The organism is Leptolyngbya sp. FACHB-60 (assembly GCF_014695775.1).
GTDB lineage: Bacteria > Cyanobacteriota > Cyanobacteriia > Phormidesmidales > Phormidesmidaceae > Nodosilinea.
This window is the reverse complement of the sequence record NZ_JACJOX010000063.1, coordinates 84,973-99,737: the sequence shown is the minus strand read 5'-3', so window position 1 is coordinate 99,737 and position 14,765 is coordinate 84,973. Positions and strand designations below refer to the sequence as shown.

At 60.4% G+C, this 14,765-nt stretch carries 13 protein-coding genes; 12 read left to right on the top strand and 1 reads right to left on the bottom strand.

What is annotated here, in order from left to right; genetic code table 11:
• Positions 1 to 54: 54 nt before the first annotated feature.
• The 7 genes from H6F57_RS23535 to H6F57_RS23505 all read left to right on the top strand — a co-directional run bounded on the left by H6F57_RS23535 (position 55) and on the right by H6F57_RS23505 (position 6,388).
• Positions 55 to 276, top strand: coding sequence for a hypothetical protein (locus H6F57_RS23535; protein WP_190631139.1), 222 nt, complete (start codon positions 55 to 57; stop codon positions 274 to 276).
• Positions 266 to 2,143: a minor capsid protein gene (locus tag H6F57_RS23530; RefSeq protein WP_190631137.1), complete on the top strand. Its 1,878-nt coding sequence runs from the start codon at positions 266 to 268 to the stop codon at positions 2,141 to 2,143. The genes H6F57_RS23535 and H6F57_RS23530 overlap by 11 nt, the downstream gene beginning before the upstream one ends.
• A 334-nt stretch (positions 2,144 to 2,477) precedes the next feature.
• Entirely contained in the window at positions 2,478 to 4,628 is a 2,151-nt protein-coding gene (locus H6F57_RS23525) for an SGNH/GDSL hydrolase family protein (protein WP_190631135.1), read from the top strand.
• Positions 4,629 to 4,645: 17 nt separating this feature from the next.
• On the top strand, positions 4,646 to 5,242 hold the full coding sequence (locus H6F57_RS23520; protein WP_190631133.1) for a hypothetical protein: 597 nt from the start codon (positions 4,646 to 4,648) through the stop codon (positions 5,240 to 5,242).
• A complete protein-coding gene (locus H6F57_RS23515; protein WP_190631131.1) occupies positions 5,239 to 5,472 on the top strand; it encodes a hypothetical protein in 234 nt (77 codons plus the stop codon). Before H6F57_RS23520 ends, H6F57_RS23515 begins: the two co-directional genes overlap by 4 nt.
• Complete coding sequence (locus H6F57_RS23510; protein WP_190631129.1) at positions 5,465 to 5,878, top strand: hypothetical protein; 414 nt, start codon at positions 5,465 to 5,467, stop codon at positions 5,876 to 5,878. Before H6F57_RS23515 ends, H6F57_RS23510 begins: the two co-directional genes overlap by 8 nt.
• Positions 5,879 to 5,908: 30 nt before the next feature.
• The gene (locus tag H6F57_RS23505; RefSeq protein ID WP_190631127.1) at positions 5,909 to 6,388 is read left to right on the top strand and encodes a hypothetical protein; all 480 of its coding nucleotides are present in this window, start codon (positions 5,909 to 5,911) and stop codon (positions 6,386 to 6,388) included.
• Positions 6,389 to 6,390: 2 nt separating this feature from the next.
• On the opposite strand, the gene H6F57_RS23500 is transcribed toward H6F57_RS23505, so the two are convergent.
• Entirely contained in the window at positions 6,391 to 6,939 is a 549-nt protein-coding gene (locus H6F57_RS23500; RefSeq protein ID WP_190631125.1) for a site-specific integrase, read from the bottom strand.
• 308 nt (positions 6,940 to 7,247) lie between these two features.
• Between H6F57_RS23500 and H6F57_RS23495 the strand changes: the two genes are divergently transcribed.
• The 5 genes from H6F57_RS23495 to H6F57_RS23475 all read left to right on the top strand — a co-directional run bounded on the left by H6F57_RS23495 (position 7,248) and on the right by H6F57_RS23475 (position 14,734).
• The gene (locus tag H6F57_RS23495; RefSeq protein ID WP_190631124.1) at positions 7,248 to 7,661 is read left to right on the top strand and encodes a hypothetical protein; all 414 of its coding nucleotides are present in this window, start codon (positions 7,248 to 7,250) and stop codon (positions 7,659 to 7,661) included.
• 66 nt (positions 7,662 to 7,727) lie between these two features.
• Positions 7,728 to 8,492 carry a hypothetical protein gene (locus H6F57_RS23490; protein WP_190631122.1) on the top strand — a complete coding sequence of 255 codons (765 nt, stop codon included), beginning with the start codon at positions 7,728 to 7,730 and terminating at the stop codon, positions 8,490 to 8,492.
• A 166-nt stretch (positions 8,493 to 8,658) separates the two neighbouring features.
• Positions 8,659 to 9,384: a D-Ala-D-Ala carboxypeptidase family metallohydrolase gene (locus H6F57_RS23485; protein ID WP_190631120.1), complete on the top strand. Its 726-nt coding sequence runs from the start codon at positions 8,659 to 8,661 to the stop codon at positions 9,382 to 9,384.
• Positions 9,384 to 10,040 carry a hypothetical protein gene (locus H6F57_RS23480; RefSeq protein ID WP_190631118.1) on the top strand — a complete coding sequence of 219 codons (657 nt, stop codon included), beginning with the start codon at positions 9,384 to 9,386 and terminating at the stop codon, positions 10,038 to 10,040. The genes H6F57_RS23485 and H6F57_RS23480 overlap by 1 nt, the downstream gene beginning before the upstream one ends.
• A 32-nt stretch (positions 10,041 to 10,072) precedes the next feature.
• Positions 10,073 to 14,734: a phage tail tape measure protein gene (locus tag H6F57_RS23475; protein ID WP_190631116.1), complete on the top strand. Its 4,662-nt coding sequence runs from the start codon at positions 10,073 to 10,075 to the stop codon at positions 14,732 to 14,734.
• Positions 14,735 to 14,765 lie beyond the last annotated feature (31 nt).

The window sequence follows — 14,765 nt, the reverse complement described above, 5'->3', positions numbered from 1 at the left end:
ACCCGAACTTAACCCCTAGGAACCCTCAGGACGTAGCAATCCTGGGGGTTTTTCGTGGGCAAAAAGAAAGCCAAAAAGCAGACGGATGAGGCGATCGCGCCCCAGTCATCTAGCGCCCGCAACTACCAGATCCCTGGCGTCGACGTTTTTCTGGGCAGCAGCGTCGACGGTATCCCGGTCGACCAGTTTTTAGCGATCGCCTTCAACATCGCCAGCGCCAACCCAGGGGCAAAAGTTTCGTTCGGCATCACCATCAAAGACCCCAATGGCGACTAGGTCTTTCAGCGATATCGAGCGCATCGTGGCCCGCTACGACTCGGCCACCACCGAACTCGACGCGGCGGTGACAGACCGCATCGCCGACAGCCTCGACGCCAGCTACCGCAACCTGGAGCGCGAGCTACGCAGCCTCTACCCCAGATGGCAAAGCGACGGCTCCCTCTATGCGGTGCAGCGGCGGCTATTGCTGATGGAGCAGCTGGGCGAGACCCTGGCGATCGTGCGGCCCGAGATGCAGGGCGAGTACGAGGCGCTGATGACTGAGGCGCTGCAAATCAGCCACGAGAGCGGGGCCAAGATGGCCGATGAGCTGGTGCGTGCCCGCGACCCTGGCTACCCGCTCCAAGAATTTACGACCGTGCCCATTGAGGCTGCGATCGCCCAGGCACGTGACGGGGTGCAGCGGCTCTACCGCTACAACGACAACTTCAAGACCGCTGTCTCTGGCGTGGTCGAACAGGGCCTGCTGCAAGGGTGGGGCGCTGAGAAGGTGGCCAGGATGCTGCGCGGCAATGAGCAGATGCAGGGGCAGTTTGGGCTGGCTCAGCTGAAGTCGAAGGCCGAGACGATCGCTCGCACCGAGATCATGTCGAGCTTTGATACCGCCACTCAGCAGCGGTATGCCGAAAATGGCATAACCCATATCCAGTGGCTGGCTACACCCTCCGAAAGGCTGTGTAGTTACTGTTTGGCCCGGCACGGCAACGTCTATAAGCTAGGCGAGGTAACTGCCCCAAGCCACCCGAGATGCAGGTGCATAACCTGTTCTTGGCTGCCTAAGTGGGCAGAGCGGGGATGGACGGATGACGCGGCGATCGCAGCCGATAAGACCACCCGCCTGGAGGAGATGGCCAAGTTGGGCACCAAGCCCAACAACGGCCCCACCTACTGGGAGAAGCGGGCGGGCCTGACTGAAGCGCCCCAGGCTGTGTGGAAGCCGGGGGATGCGCCGCCTGTGGCACCGAAGCCAGCGGCGAAGGTTGTAGCGAAGCCACTGCCTAGTACCCCGTCTCCTAGCCCGACAAACCCTGCAATCATCAGCAGGGCAGACACGGCAGCAAAGGTTAACCAAGCCCTAGTCGATAAGTTTGGGCAAGACACCGTCAGCAAAGCCCAGTCTAATGCCCAGAAGATCCTGGACAAATCAGACATCTATATCCGGGTGCCCGACGCGCAAGTTTTAGGGCAGATCATATCTGATGGGAGGTTCAAGGCCTCTGGTGAACTGGCGGCTGGACGTCTGGCACCGGAAGGCGTAACGCTGCCCAAAGGCAAAGACCCGTTTGCCAGAGCCCTAAGAGATAGCGACGACGATATCACCGACGAAGCCTACTATATCCTTGACTATCAAAACCGACGGGACTCTCAAGAGTCGTTTATGTTTGGGGCTGCGATCGCTGACAATGGCTATGCACAGCGGCCTATCTATGGCTACATGGCAGATACGGCAGACATAGACAATGCGGCACATACTGGTGCGGCAGGGTACGGAGCCGTGGCTGTGCGGCTAAAGGCCGAGGCTAAAGACCGGGCCACTGTAGCGGGGCAAGACTCGTTCGCTGGGGGGTTGCCTGTGCCTGCTAAAGACTACAGTGCGGCGGGTGCTATCCGAGGCGCTGCGATTGGCGAGGAGAGGGTGGTCGATGACCCTGACACCGGGGCAGCATTGCAGGGCATGGCTAGAGCGAAGAACGTCGCTGAGCTGAACCGAGCTACTGTAGGCGCTTACACTGAAGCTCAGGTCCACGGGCAGGTTCAGGCCTCGGATATTGCAGGATTGACATTCACAAAGGGCACTAGGCCCACCCCTGAAATCCAGCAGTGGGCTCAAGAAAACAATGTAGAGATCACCATAATCAAATGAGAACCAAACTAAAAGATCCTATTTTCATCGCCCATCATCCACAGCTACAGATGGGGGCCTACTTGGTTGAGTCCGATTCTGATGACCCATATCAGCATCGAATTGTACTGTCAGACAAGCCTGTCGCAAGCATGGGAGAGCTGCCTCAAGATGTGCCGCCTCAATCACTAGGCACTATTCTCAACCCATCGTTAGGATGGCGCATTCTCTCCGCCGCACGACCATACCTGGGAAATCAGTAGATGCCAATGGGGCACTCAGCGGGGCACTCAGCCTGAGGCCGATCGACCTAGCCCAGTAGGAACCCTCACGGCAGCACTATACCGCTGCCGTCATGCCTCAATTTTCAACCGATGCAGCCGTTGCTGGTGTTCGCGCCGAGCTAGATGGCCGCGACACTGCCAACCGCGATCGCGCCAACCACGAAGGTATCCAGCTAGCCGAAACCATCGCCGACTTTGACGCGGTGGCCGCTGCTGCTGCGCCGGTTCAGACGGTGGCGGGTAAGGCGGGCAACGTCACCCTGGCCAAAGCTGACGTGGGGCTGGCGAACGTCGACAACACGTTCGACTCAGCCAAGCCCGTTTCGGGGCCGCAGCAGATAGCGCTGAATGCTAAGGCGAATTTGAGTGCGATCGCGACGGTAGGGCTGACGGGGGCTTATGGCGACCTAGCGGGGCGGCCCAATCTAAGTCCGGCTGCGCTGGGGGCCGCTACCGCTGCCCAGGGGCTACTGGCTGAGACGGCGGTGCAGCCTGCGGCTCTAGCGACGGCACTGGACGCCAAGGCTGGGCTGCAATCAACCGTCGCCACACGGGCCGCAGCCACGGTAAACCTTGATATGGCGGCGCTGACAGGCAGCTACCAATCGATATCTTTGACCGGGAACCTGACGCTAACTACCAGCAATAGGGCTGCGGGTAGATCTGTATGGGTGCAACTGCTGGCAGGTGGCGCGACCAGAGGCCTGACGCTTCCATCTGGCTGGCAGTTCTTGAGAGCAGCTAGGCCGACTAATATCGCAGCTGGCAGATCGGCATTACTAGAAATCAAGTTCTTTGGCACTGCGGACACTGATGCCCTGTGCGTTTACTCGGTGACTGTCGACAATGAACTTCACCCAGACGTAATTGCTTACCAAAGCGCCTACAACCCTTCTGCCTCAACGCCTTTATCCTCTGCGCAGGCAGGAATCTTAAATACTGCGTTTTCAACTCAGTGGATGCCTGGCATCTCTTGGGATACCTACAAGAGCAAAATAGCGGGGCTCTGGCTGGCTCCGGCTTCAGCGGGGGATGTGGGGCCGATCGCAGTGCCTTTCCGGGGTTTTGCTGGCATGGCTAATGTTGGCTTTTTGGCTGCCAATGTTTTAGCTACCGGCGTGCAGGGCGGCAACTCTAGATTCTTGAACCTGAACTTCAATCCTTCCACGGGAATCACCGATCCGAATCAAGCCGGCTTCGGGTGGTTCAACAGTGCGGCTATTGCAGCAAGTTCCGGGATTGAGTTCGGTGGGTTTAGGAATGGAACTGACGCTATTTTCTCGGGCTATAGCAACACCGTCGGCAACTCTTCATTCGCTGCTTTTAGCCTAGCCAACCGCAGAGATCTGCCGTCAATGACAAATTTGGGCGCTAAATACTGCGTTCGGTCTGCCGCGAATTTGATGCAGGTATACAACAAGCGAACAGTAGTTGGAAGCACGACGGCAGCCCCCGGCACCCCGCCAAACGTGATTATGCTGGGGTTTGCGAGGAATAACAACAACACCGGAACCGCCACCCAAGTAAACGTGAACTCTGCGTTTACAGGGCCGCTGCTTAGCCTATTTGTTAGCAATGGCGCGCTGACTCAAAATGAGTGGCTGAGTTTTGAAGCTTTACTAAATTTTCTCTTTGTAAGCAGAGGCGGTGTTATTACTGCTGAGATTGGAATCGATGGAGATTCAATCTCAGTCAACTCCGGGCAAGGCGTACCGGCAGAAGATCGCTACCCCTTCAAGGTTGCTGCTGTACGGGCCGACAATTACACCACCTATGCAGTCGGTGGCCAAACATTGATTCAGATGAACTCAAACATACTGACTCACCTGGCCGAAAAGCCATTTGACTGCCTGATTTTGTGGGGCGGCACTAATGATATGTACTTTGGTGCTACTGGCCAAGAGACCTACAACAGGGCAATAACTTTAGTCCAAAACGTTAGGGCTGCTTACCCAGCGCTGCCCATCGTGTTCGTGAACACTCTCCCCCGTAGCGGATTAGACACCCCTGCTAACTTCCTGACACAGCAGCAGGCATACAATGCAGCGCTGGCAGCAGACACTATTAATTTTCCGCGCTTGGCCAATGTGGCTGCTATTCCTGAGATGCAAGACACTACCAGCCTTACCTATTACCTCGATGGCACTCACCCCACGGCGCTGGGGCACACCCTGCTGGCAAACACCATACTGCCTGTCGTCAATGCAGCCCTAGGTAGGTAACAAGAAGGAATTAAACAATGGATAATCAACTGGTTTTTACACTGGGCAGTAGCCTCTCAGGGCTAGCAGCAGAGCTATTGGTGCGGCTCATCGGGGCCAGTGGCGACCTTGAGCCTGCCGCCCCGCCGATCGCAGTGACCGAAAGCGCCACGCTGCCAGGGCTTTACCGAGCCACGATGGCCGGGGCGGAAGGCACCTACGGGGCGGTGTTGCTGAGGGGCGGTGTATTTGTGGCGGGCATTCCGGCGTTTGACTGGAGTGGCGCTGAGTTTGAGAAGCCGCTGACGGCAGCACAAACCCAAGAGGCGGCAAGCGCGGCGATCGCGGCCTACCCGGTGGCAAAACCAGAAGATGTGGCAGTAACGGTTCTACCAACGCCGGTCACGGTTGAGGTTGATGGCGGGTTCTTGCCAGGCGATCGCGCTGACCTGCAAGCCGCCAAGGTTGCAGGTCAGGCCGTTGCGATCGGCGACCATGCGATCGACTACGCCAACAGCACCGCTACCCAGAAAGACGCAGCGGGCAATGTGGTCGCAGTCTTTGACCTGCGCGACGAAGACGGCAATTTGGCCACCAGCCCAGCCACGGCCGTCAAGCGGGTGCGACGGCCATGAGCCTCTACCCACTAGGGTTACAGGGTGATCTTCACCCGCTCGGCCTCAACCCCGGCGCAACGCCCCGGCGCTTTGCCCGCTGTGTGCCCTGTGTGCATATCAGCGCGTTGGTGCCAGGGCTGGAGCTGGCGGGCGAATACCCTGCGTTGGTGTTGGCTTCCCGGCTCCCAGATTTGAGTGTGGGCACTCTCATGCCAACACTCGATCTTGAGAGCTGCGACTGTGACTGACGACCTCAACAAAAAGACAATCTACTCAGGCTCAGACGTGGCGGGACTGACCTGGACGTTTACTAAGCCCACCGGGGAAGACCCTGCAATCACCTATGCCGATGCGGCGATCGCCCTGCGGATCTACCGGCTCACCGCCAAAGGTATCCCCGAGTCGACTACACCCAATGTGGTGCTGGCTCTAGGCAGCGGCCTGACTCGCCCTGACGCGGGCAACACCGCCACGGTGCAGTCAGGCAGCCTGGTTATTAGCGAGGCACGGGTGGCTTCCCTGCTAGGCTCAGCGCGATCGGCAAACTGTCGCTATCACTGGAAAATTACGCCAGTTGGGGCGGCTTCCCTGCGATCGTTCAAGGGCGGCGGCTACGATGGCGGCTTTACCATCCAGGCAGAGGGCAACCCCTAGGAACCCTCCCGGCAGCACTTTACCGCTGCCATGGCCCTACTCCCTGCCAACTGCACAATCCTCTTTGAGGTGCCCACAGGCACGACCAGCACCAACGCTCTGGGCAGCCCCAGCGTGGATACCGAGAGCGTGGTGCTCACAGCTTTTCTAAAGCCCAAGAAAGACAACGCCTACCAAAGCCCCGAAAGCCGCGACGGGCAACTGTCTGGTCAAAAAGTGGCGGGCTATCTCATCAGCCCATCGCTGATGCCCCAGGGGGTCCAGAGTGAGCAGGCGGGGCGCTGCACGTTTTGGCGGGTGGGCATGGGCGATGGCTTTGTGCTGCCCGAGGTTTTTGAGGATGCGGCGGAGCTGGCCAGCTTCGAGGCCGACAACGCTGACAAGGTGGCGCTGCGCGGCGAGTTCTTTTGGGAAGCCAATATCCCCGGCGCGTTTGGGGTGGAAGCTATTTTGGGCGATCGCCTGGCGGGTCGCCTGGTGTTGCGCACGGTCTGGGCCGATGGGATTTAGCTTCAAAACTCTAACGCCGCGATCGCCGCCTTCTTCTGCTCAGGGCTGACCTCTAAATAGCGCTGCAAGCTAGCTAGGCTACGGTGGCCGCTAATCTCCTGAATCACCCGCAGGGGCACCCCAACATTGCTCAGGTTGGTCAGAGCCGTGCGCCTGAAACTGTGGGTGCTAATCCCCAGTCCATCGAGCCCGGCATAGGCCAGCGCCTGGTCGAGCAGCCAGTCAGCCGACGATCGCGCCAACCGCCCTCGGCCATGGCGACCGGGGAACAGGTACTCAGCCCCTCCGTTGCCATAGTCGGCCAGCAGCTCAGCCAGCCTGGGGTGAATGTCGATCTGCCGGGTGGCCAGCTTGCCCTTCGTCGCCTTAGCGGGTAGCACCAGCACATCACCTTTGAGGTCACCGGGTCGCAGCGCGATCGCCTCGCTCACCCGCAGACCGCAGTAGAGCATGATGCCGAACAGGGCGCGATCGCGTGGAGAATCCATCGCCGAAAATAGTTGAGCAATCTCGCTAGATGTCAAGACTTTGGCCTGACCATTTGTACTCATGGCTCCCTCCGCTGTTTTCCCATCCTACTCTACAGAATTGGGATTACGTCTAGTAGAAATCGACGCTTTATAAGGGCTTCCGGGCGCTGCTACCTTGCGCCTCTTTTCGTCTCAGGTGAGACAGCCCCAAAACCCGCATTCTTTCGTCAGATCGTCTCACCATGAGACGGGTGCGACGGTGGCCATGGGCGAGTCTATGATTTGAAGCAAAACCATAAAAGCTAACCCCTAGGGGCTTTGCTCAATGGCCGCATAGATCCTCGTCAATGCCTCGATAGGAACCCTCCCCCCACACATCGGGGAGACCCATGCTCAATTTCACTGCCTGCGAGGAGTCGCTGATGGCTCTGCTCGAACCGCTACGGCAAAACGGCATTCTCTGTCGAGCGATGCCGGATGAGGCGAATGCGTTTGGGCTGCCGGATGACTACCCCGCCGTCATCACTGTGGCGTTGGCAGCCATCAAGCCCAGCGATCGCCCCAGCATGGATCTGAAGGTGCAGGCGCGGAGCTACGAGATCGTCTGTGACTTGCGGGCGAAACTGCTGCGTGGGCAGACAGGAATGTATACGCTGCCCAATCAGTTAGAGGCCGCAATGCAGGGCAAGGTAGTGCCAGGGCTGGGGCGGCTAGAGATTATCGGCTTCCAGTTTCAGGATCGCACCGGCGACTACTGGGGTGGCGAAGTGAAATTCAAGGTGCAGGTGATCGATAAGCTCTAGCGACTGGAACTCCAGTCGAACCGCCTCTAGGAACCCTCCTCTCGCACTCCGAAGAGGACTTCCCCCATGCGCGGCATCGGCGACGCTTACCTGGCCACTACGGCCCTGGGCGACGGCACTGGCAAAAGCCAGAAGCTGTACCCCAACTCGTTTTTTGAATTTACCTACAACGCTGAGACTGAAACCCTGGAAGCTCAGGGCCAGGTCGGCGGTCGGCAACAAACTGTAGCCGCTGCCCAGGGCGCGACGACCCACAACTTCACCCTGACCACCCAGTTTGTCAGCTACCCCAACCGCCCGCTGATTATGGGCCACCTGCCCAAGATCTTCAGCACGGTCGCGTTCCCTGTGCGGACCGATGTAATCCTGGACAGCGCGGTGACGATCGCCGATGCAGCCGTGACTGTGGGCAACTCTGAGTTGTTCATCGTGTACGACGATATCGTTGGCCCTCTGACTCGCACCGCCACCAACGCCACGGCCCCTGCCAACAGCGGTGAATACCAGTACAAAACTGCGGCCCCGGCTGGGTTGGTGTTCCACTCTTCTGCAGAAGGGCACACGATCACCTACACCAAGCCGACCACCTACACCAACATCAAGGGATTCGGCGGGGCAGGTAATGCTACTGCGCTGGGTCGTTTGACGTTTCGCGGTAAGGTGTTTGGCTTCGGTTCTGAGGAGAGCTTAATCGAGTTCCCCGCTTTGGATTTGATCAACGTGACCGAGCTGCCTTTGACCGGCGAAGTGCCTACGTTCTCGATGGAGTTCTTGGCCGCGATTCCCTCCGGCTGGAGCCACCCCTACCGGGAGATCTTCCCCGGAGTGTAGGCCTAGTGCGGTGAGGGCTTTGGCGATCGCGCCCTAGTTCTCGCCGCGTAGGAATCATCTGCTTGTGTTCATGACGTTCTTCTCCAAATAGGGCCAATCGCTTCGGCGGCTGGCCCTTTTCTTTGCCCTAGGAACCCTCAGGCTGCACGCGCACAGAGGGCCACCTATGCCAACGCTCACAGTCAGCGCACCAACTATTCTCAAGCGATCGCCCGTCCAATCGGCACTGCTGGGGGCCGACGAAAAGGCCAGCCTGGCAGCGGGAGATTATCCCATCCTGGCTTACGCCGATGCTACCGATAGCCACATTGTTGTCACGTTTGACCCAGCCAAAAACGACCTCGCCGCACTGCACCCCAGCGGGCGAAATACCTGGCACCTGTACTCAGGCCACGCGGCTGTTGAGGGCAACCTGCCGGGCAATAACCCCAAGGATGCCGTCATTAAGAAAGTCACCAAGGGCACGGTTGTGGCGATCGCAGGGTTGGGGCCACGGGGGCTACTGTCGCCTGTCGATGGTTGCCAGAATTTCACCTGGGCTGAGCTGACCAAGGGCGGCTCAAGGATGCCCGCCAATGCCAGCGTGAGCAAGCACATGGTCGGCATTGCCAAGGCGCTGGAGCAGGCGCGCACCCTTCTGGGGGATCGGTCTTTTATCATCACCTCTGGCTACCGGCCTCCGGCTGTGAATGCCGCGATCGGTGGGGCTTCGGGGTCTCGCCATACCGTCGGCGACGCGGTTGACTTTGCAGTGCCGGGGATGAGGCCCAAGGATGTCTATGCCGCGCTTAACCCGTGGTGGGGCAGCCGGGGCGGCCTGGCCTACGGCAGGGGCTTTACCCACATTGACCTGCGCGGCTATCGCGCCCGCTGGCAGTACCCGGGGGCGTGATGACCACCTACAAATTTTTGACCACAGGCGACCTTGAGATCCCAGTGCGCGGCGGGTTTCGCATCATCCCCGGCTGTAGCTGCAAGGGCATCTTTGAGTTTGGCGATCGCATGGCCGAGCTGCAAGAACTGCTGGAGGGGCTAGAAGAGGGCGACGAGCGGCCCATTGAGGCGCTGTACCGGGAGCACCAGCGGTTTGCGTGGCTCGTAGGTCGCGCCCTGGAGCTGAACGGCATCGACCCTGACTGGGTGCGGCCGTCAGATCTGGGCTGGCTGCTGTTTGGCCATCAGGGCGACGATGGCCCGGTATCATCGCCGCTGCTGGTGCTGAATGCGGCAGCGGAACCACGCTACCCTCGCAAGCCCAGCACCGAGCAATCGCATAACGATTTCATTAGCCTGCTGGCGGCGATCGCGGCACAACCCGATACCAGCGCTGAGGAGGCGTTCAGGCTAGCGACTAGCGAACCGGCGCGGGTGGTGCTCGGGATGCTGGAGGATCGGGCGTGGCATTCGATGTCAGCCGAAGAGAAAGACGATACCCGCTTCAAGGCGTGGGCTGGGGAGCAGCGGGAGAAGGCCGCAGCGGCAGCATCGGGGGGCTGGGGTAAGCAGCAGCGGCCAGCGGATCTGCCACGGGCGAAGGCTAAGGGCTAGGAACCCTCACCCCGTAATAGCGGGGGTTTGCGGTGGCCACTGAAACAGAATTAATCGTCAAAATTGCCAGCGGTGGCGCGGGACAGACCGTGCGCGATGTGCTCGGGGTGCAGAAGGCGATCGCGCAGTTGGGCAAGGACTCGAAGGAAACCAACGCCCTGGCTCGACAGTTGGGCACGGCGTTCAACTTGCCCGACGAGCAGGTGCGCGAGCTGACGGCAGCGCTGGGACAGGCGAAGACTGAAACTCAAGGCCTAGCGAGAGAAGCCAAGTCGCTTAATGCCGTCTTCCAGGGCGTGCTCCAGGGGTTTGGGCAACAGCTCACGCAGGTGGGCTTTCAAGCATTCAACAAGTCGATCGCCAGCGTCAAAAACACGGTTGCAGGTAGCATCGGCAGCTTTGTGCAATTCGAGGGCGCGATCCGCCAGGCGGGGGCCATCAGCCAAAGCTTAGGGACGCCAGCCTTTGCGGCCCTGGTGACTGAGATTGAGCGACTGGGGATTGCCACATCAAAGACCCCGATTGAGATTGCCAACACGGCGGTATCGCTGACCCGAGCGGGTTTCAGCGCTGAGGAGACAGCCGAGGCGTTGGAGGGCATTGCCCGAGCATCGGAGGCGACCGGGGAGAGCCTCGAACTGGTAGGCGACATCGTCGGCAAAACGCTGCGAGCGTTTGGCCTGGCTGCTGACCAGAGCCTGGAGGTTTCCAATATTCTGGTGGCCACAGCAAACGCCACCAATACCAGCGTTGCAGGCCTGGGTGAGTCGCTGAAATTCCTAGCCCCCACCGCCGCAGCTGCAAACCAGAGCCTGGGCACCACCTCTGTGCTGCTCGGCATTTTGGGCGACGCCGGTATTCAGGGCAGCCAGGCGGGCACCAACCTAGCGGCAGCGCTCGATCGCCTCAAAACGGCCAGCGCTGGGGCCGACTCTGAAGTTGGCGACTTGGTGAAGGGCAACAAAAAAGCTACCGAAGCCTTCAACCTGCTATCCGCCAGTGTGCGCGGCTCTGACGGGCAAGTGCGCGACCTGCTAGAGGTTATCCCTGAGATTCAGGCAGGCCTGGGCAACTTGAGCGCAGGCGACCAAGACCTGGTACTCAAAGCATTGTTTGGCATCGAGGGCGGGCGGGCATTCCAGACAATCGCCAACGCCTCGGTTGAGCGCATTCAGGAGGTGACTGAGGAGGTCAAGATCCTCTCCCAGCAGGGCGAGGGCGCGGCGGTTAAGACGGGCACCCAGCTTTTGCAGGGCATTAAGGGCTCACTCGACCTGATTGGCGGCTCTATCGACACGCTGCGAAACCAGTTTGGCGAGGCGTTTGCGCCGGGGCTGGAGGGCGCGATCCGGCTGCTCACCGACATCATCAACCAGATTATTGAGGCGGGCGACGCATTCACCGCGATCGAGGATGCGGGGACGCGCTTTACCCAGGTGCTCCAGGCGAACCCGCAGATTGCGACGCAGCTGGCCACGGCGCTCAATGACGTTGCCAAAATCATCAGCGAGGGCATCGCCGCACAGCTCGACAACGTGACCAACGCGCTGGCTGCCAACCCGCAGCTGGTGCAGAACCTGGCCAACAGCTTTGTAGAGGGGGCTAAGAAGGTCGGCGAGTTTGTCGGGGCACTATCCCGCATTGCCGGGGCGTTGGCGGGCATTGGGGCGACGGCGGGCGGCATTGGGGGCAGCCTGCTGAGTACGTTGGTCCCGACATTCACCGCGCTGGTGAATGTGCTCAATGCGGCGGTGCAGGCGGTTCAGCCGCTAACCAACAACACCGCGCTGCTGGAGGCAGCATTTCAGGCGCTGCTGATTCGCATGGTGGCGGTTCGGGCGGTGGCGATCGCAGGCACATTCAGCCAGATTGCGGCGGGGCTGGTGTCGTTGGTGGCGGGTTCTGGAGCTGCTACAGCCAGCGTCACCCTGCTGGGTGCGGCGCAGGGCAACACGGCCCGCTCTAGCCTGCTGCTCTCTCAGAGCTTGGCTACCAGTGCGGCGACGGCACAGGCCTCGGCTGCTAGCTTCCAAACGGCGGCGGCATCCACAGCAGCGGTGGCGGCTAAGTTTGCGCTGTTGGCGGGGGCGATCGCGGCGGTGTCGGTTGCTGTAGGGCGCTTCGGCGATGGCGGGGCAGAACTGCGCAAGGGGGCGCAGCAGATTGAGCAGCAGCTGGTGCAGACGCAGCTGGAGCTGAAGCGCACCCTGGACGCGACGAACACCACCAAAGATGCACTTACCGACCTGTTCCCGAAAGAACCGCCGCCGACCGACTTCCTCGACGGCATCACCGCTCAGCTGATCCCAATTCAGGAGCGCATTAACGGGATTCTTGACAGTGTCCCAGGGCTGAGGCAGGCATTGTCGATCATCCCTGGGACAGGCATTGCGTTGGCCGGGTTGCAGCTAGCGCCCGACACGACCAACGCGGAGAAGAGGCTCAACGACCAGAAGGTAGCTCTAGATGCGCTGATTAGCGCTAGCGATCGCGCCATTGAGTCAACCAAAGCCTTCAACGGTAGCCAGTCGCAGGCGGCCACAAAGGTCAAAAACCTCGACGTGGCGATCGCGGCGCTCAATGCCCAGCAGCAGGCGCTCGACCCTGGCAAGATTGGCACCGATGCCTACGGGCAGTTCACTCAGGCGATCGAGCTGAATATTAAGGCTCTGGAGCGGGAAAAGCTGGAGTTCCAGCGGCGCTTTGGGCTGGTGGATAGCTTCAGCGACCTGGTCGAAGACAACCAGCAGGCGCTCCAGAAAATCGAGACTGACACCCAGAACGCCAACGCCAAGCTACTGGAAAGCGGGGGCAGCCAGCGCGACATTTTGCTGGCTGAAAAGAAGGGGTACGAAGACCGACTGGCCGAGTCGCGACGGTTTGCGGCACAGCTCCAGAATGCGCTCGACGCCGGGATTCTCGACCCTGAAGATGTGAAAAAAGCCAATCAGGAAATCCTGGATGCCGAGAGCGCCGCCGCCGATGCCCGAAAGGGGATCGCCCAGGTAAATCAGGACATCGCCGACCTGGTGACCGCCGCTAGTGAGCAGCAGGCGGCTAGCCTGGAAGACCTATCGACAGCGAACACCGCCTCCCTCCAGCAACTCCAGATCGATGCCGCTTTGGCAAAAGCCGCCATCCTCGAAAGTGGGGGCGGGCAGGAGGAGGTCGCGGCGGGGGAAAAGAAGGCCCTGAACGATCGCATTGCCGCCAACAAAACATTCCTCAACCAGCTCAAGGCTCTGCAAAAGGGGCAGGAGGAGGGGTCTGAGGATGCCGTTAAAACCGCTGAGCAAATCAAGGCAGTGGAGCTGACCCTAGCCAACGACCGGGTGACCTTGGCCCAGGAGACCCTAAAGGCGAAGGAGGAGGCCGAGAAAAAAGCTGCTGAAGCTGCCAAAAAGGCGGCTGAGAAAGCCCAGAAAGCCGCTGAGGCCAAGGCCAAAGCCGAGACCGACGCGCTCAAAAAGCAGCGTGACGAAGAGAAGCGCATTGCGGATGAGCGCCAGGCCGACGCGGAGGAGGCCGCGCAGGAGGAGTTTGACGACGCCCGCGACGGTCGCAGCGAGGCCCGCGATGCCCAGCGCCGGGCTGAGGACAAAGCCCTTCAGGAGGAGCTACAAGCCGACGATCGCGCCTTCCAAGATGAGCGCCGCAACAGCGATCGCGCATTCCAGAAGCAGCAGCAGACCGAGGCTGAAGCGTTCCAAAAGTCGCAACAGGCGGCAGCTGAGGCATTCCAGAAGCAGTTGGATGCAGAGCGCGATAAGGGCAACCGCGAGTTTGACGCTTTGGGCAGTGAGGTCGATCGCCGGGTGCAGCTGGAGGAGGCTGACCCTGCCGAGCGGAGGGAGCTACAGAAGCAGTTTGAGGAGGAGCGCAAAAACCTAGAGCTGCGCCGCCAAATCGAGAAAGAGGTGCTGGCTCAGCGGGGGTCAGTGCTAGCTCAGGAAGACCTCAGCCTCAGCCCACTGGAGCAGGCGAGGGCCGATTTTGAGGCCCAGCTACAGGAGAAGGCCAAGGCATTTCAAGAAGGTCAGCAGCTAGCAGCTCAGGCGTTTCAGGAGACGCAGGCGGCTGAGGCTGAGGCCAGGTCTGAGGAGCAGCGGCTAGCTGATGAGGCGCGGGCTGATGCCAGGGCCGAGGCTGATGAGGCGCGGGCTGAGCAGCGTCGGTTGGAGGATAAGGCATTTGAGGAGTCGGAGCGGGCGATCGCCGATGCGTTTGAGGCCCAGCAACGCGAGGTGAAGGCGGCATTTAATGCCCAACAGCGATCGCTGGATGAGTCCAGTGCGGCGAGGATTGCGGCGATTCTGGAGGCGGCGAAGCCTGCGGGCATTGACGGGGCGCGGCGCGATGGTGGCCCAGTGCGTGGCGGGGGCACCTACCTGGTGGGTGAGGAGGGGCCGGAGCTGATTACCCCACGGCGCGGTGGGCATGTCTACACGGCCAAGCAGACAGCGGCGCTGATGGCTGGAACTCCAGTCAGAGGCGGGGCTGGGGTGCAGGTTGCGCAACCCTCAACTGGGGCGGTGGAGTCGAAGCTCGATCGCCTGATTGCCGTGGTGCAGGCGGGGCGATCGGTACAGGCGGGGGGCAATACCTACAACCTCAACACCGACAACCCGATTCAAGATTCAGTCTCGATTGAGCTGGAAAGGATCAGGGGGATGGTGAGGGGCGGCGGGCTGTAGGGACATTGTGCGCACAAAGCGAAACCCAGCC

Coding starts and splice junctions, on each gene's coding strand:
- H6F57_RS23515 (WP_190631131.1), top strand. CDS start 5,239: ATGAGCCTCTACCCACTAGGGTTACAGGGTGATCTTCACCCGCTCGGC.
- H6F57_RS23490 (WP_190631122.1), top strand. CDS start 7,728: ATGCGCGGCATCGGCGACGCTTACCTGGCCACTACGGCCCTGGGCGAC.
- H6F57_RS23525 (WP_190631135.1), top strand. CDS start 2,478: ATGCCTCAATTTTCAACCGATGCAGCCGTTGCTGGTGTTCGCGCCGAG.
- H6F57_RS23485 (WP_190631120.1), top strand. CDS start 8,659: ATGCCAACGCTCACAGTCAGCGCACCAACTATTCTCAAGCGATCGCCC.
- H6F57_RS23500 (WP_190631125.1), bottom strand. CDS start 6,939: ATGAGTACAAATGGTCAGGCCAAAGTCTTGACATCTAGCGAGATTGCT.
- H6F57_RS23505 (WP_190631127.1), top strand. CDS start 5,909: ATGGCCCTACTCCCTGCCAACTGCACAATCCTCTTTGAGGTGCCCACA.
- H6F57_RS23480 (WP_190631118.1), top strand. CDS start 9,384: ATGACCACCTACAAATTTTTGACCACAGGCGACCTTGAGATCCCAGTG.
- H6F57_RS23530 (WP_190631137.1), top strand. CDS start 266: ATGGCGACTAGGTCTTTCAGCGATATCGAGCGCATCGTGGCCCGCTAC.
- H6F57_RS23520 (WP_190631133.1), top strand. CDS start 4,646: ATGGATAATCAACTGGTTTTTACACTGGGCAGTAGCCTCTCAGGGCTA.
- H6F57_RS23495 (WP_190631124.1), top strand. CDS start 7,248: ATGCTCAATTTCACTGCCTGCGAGGAGTCGCTGATGGCTCTGCTCGAA.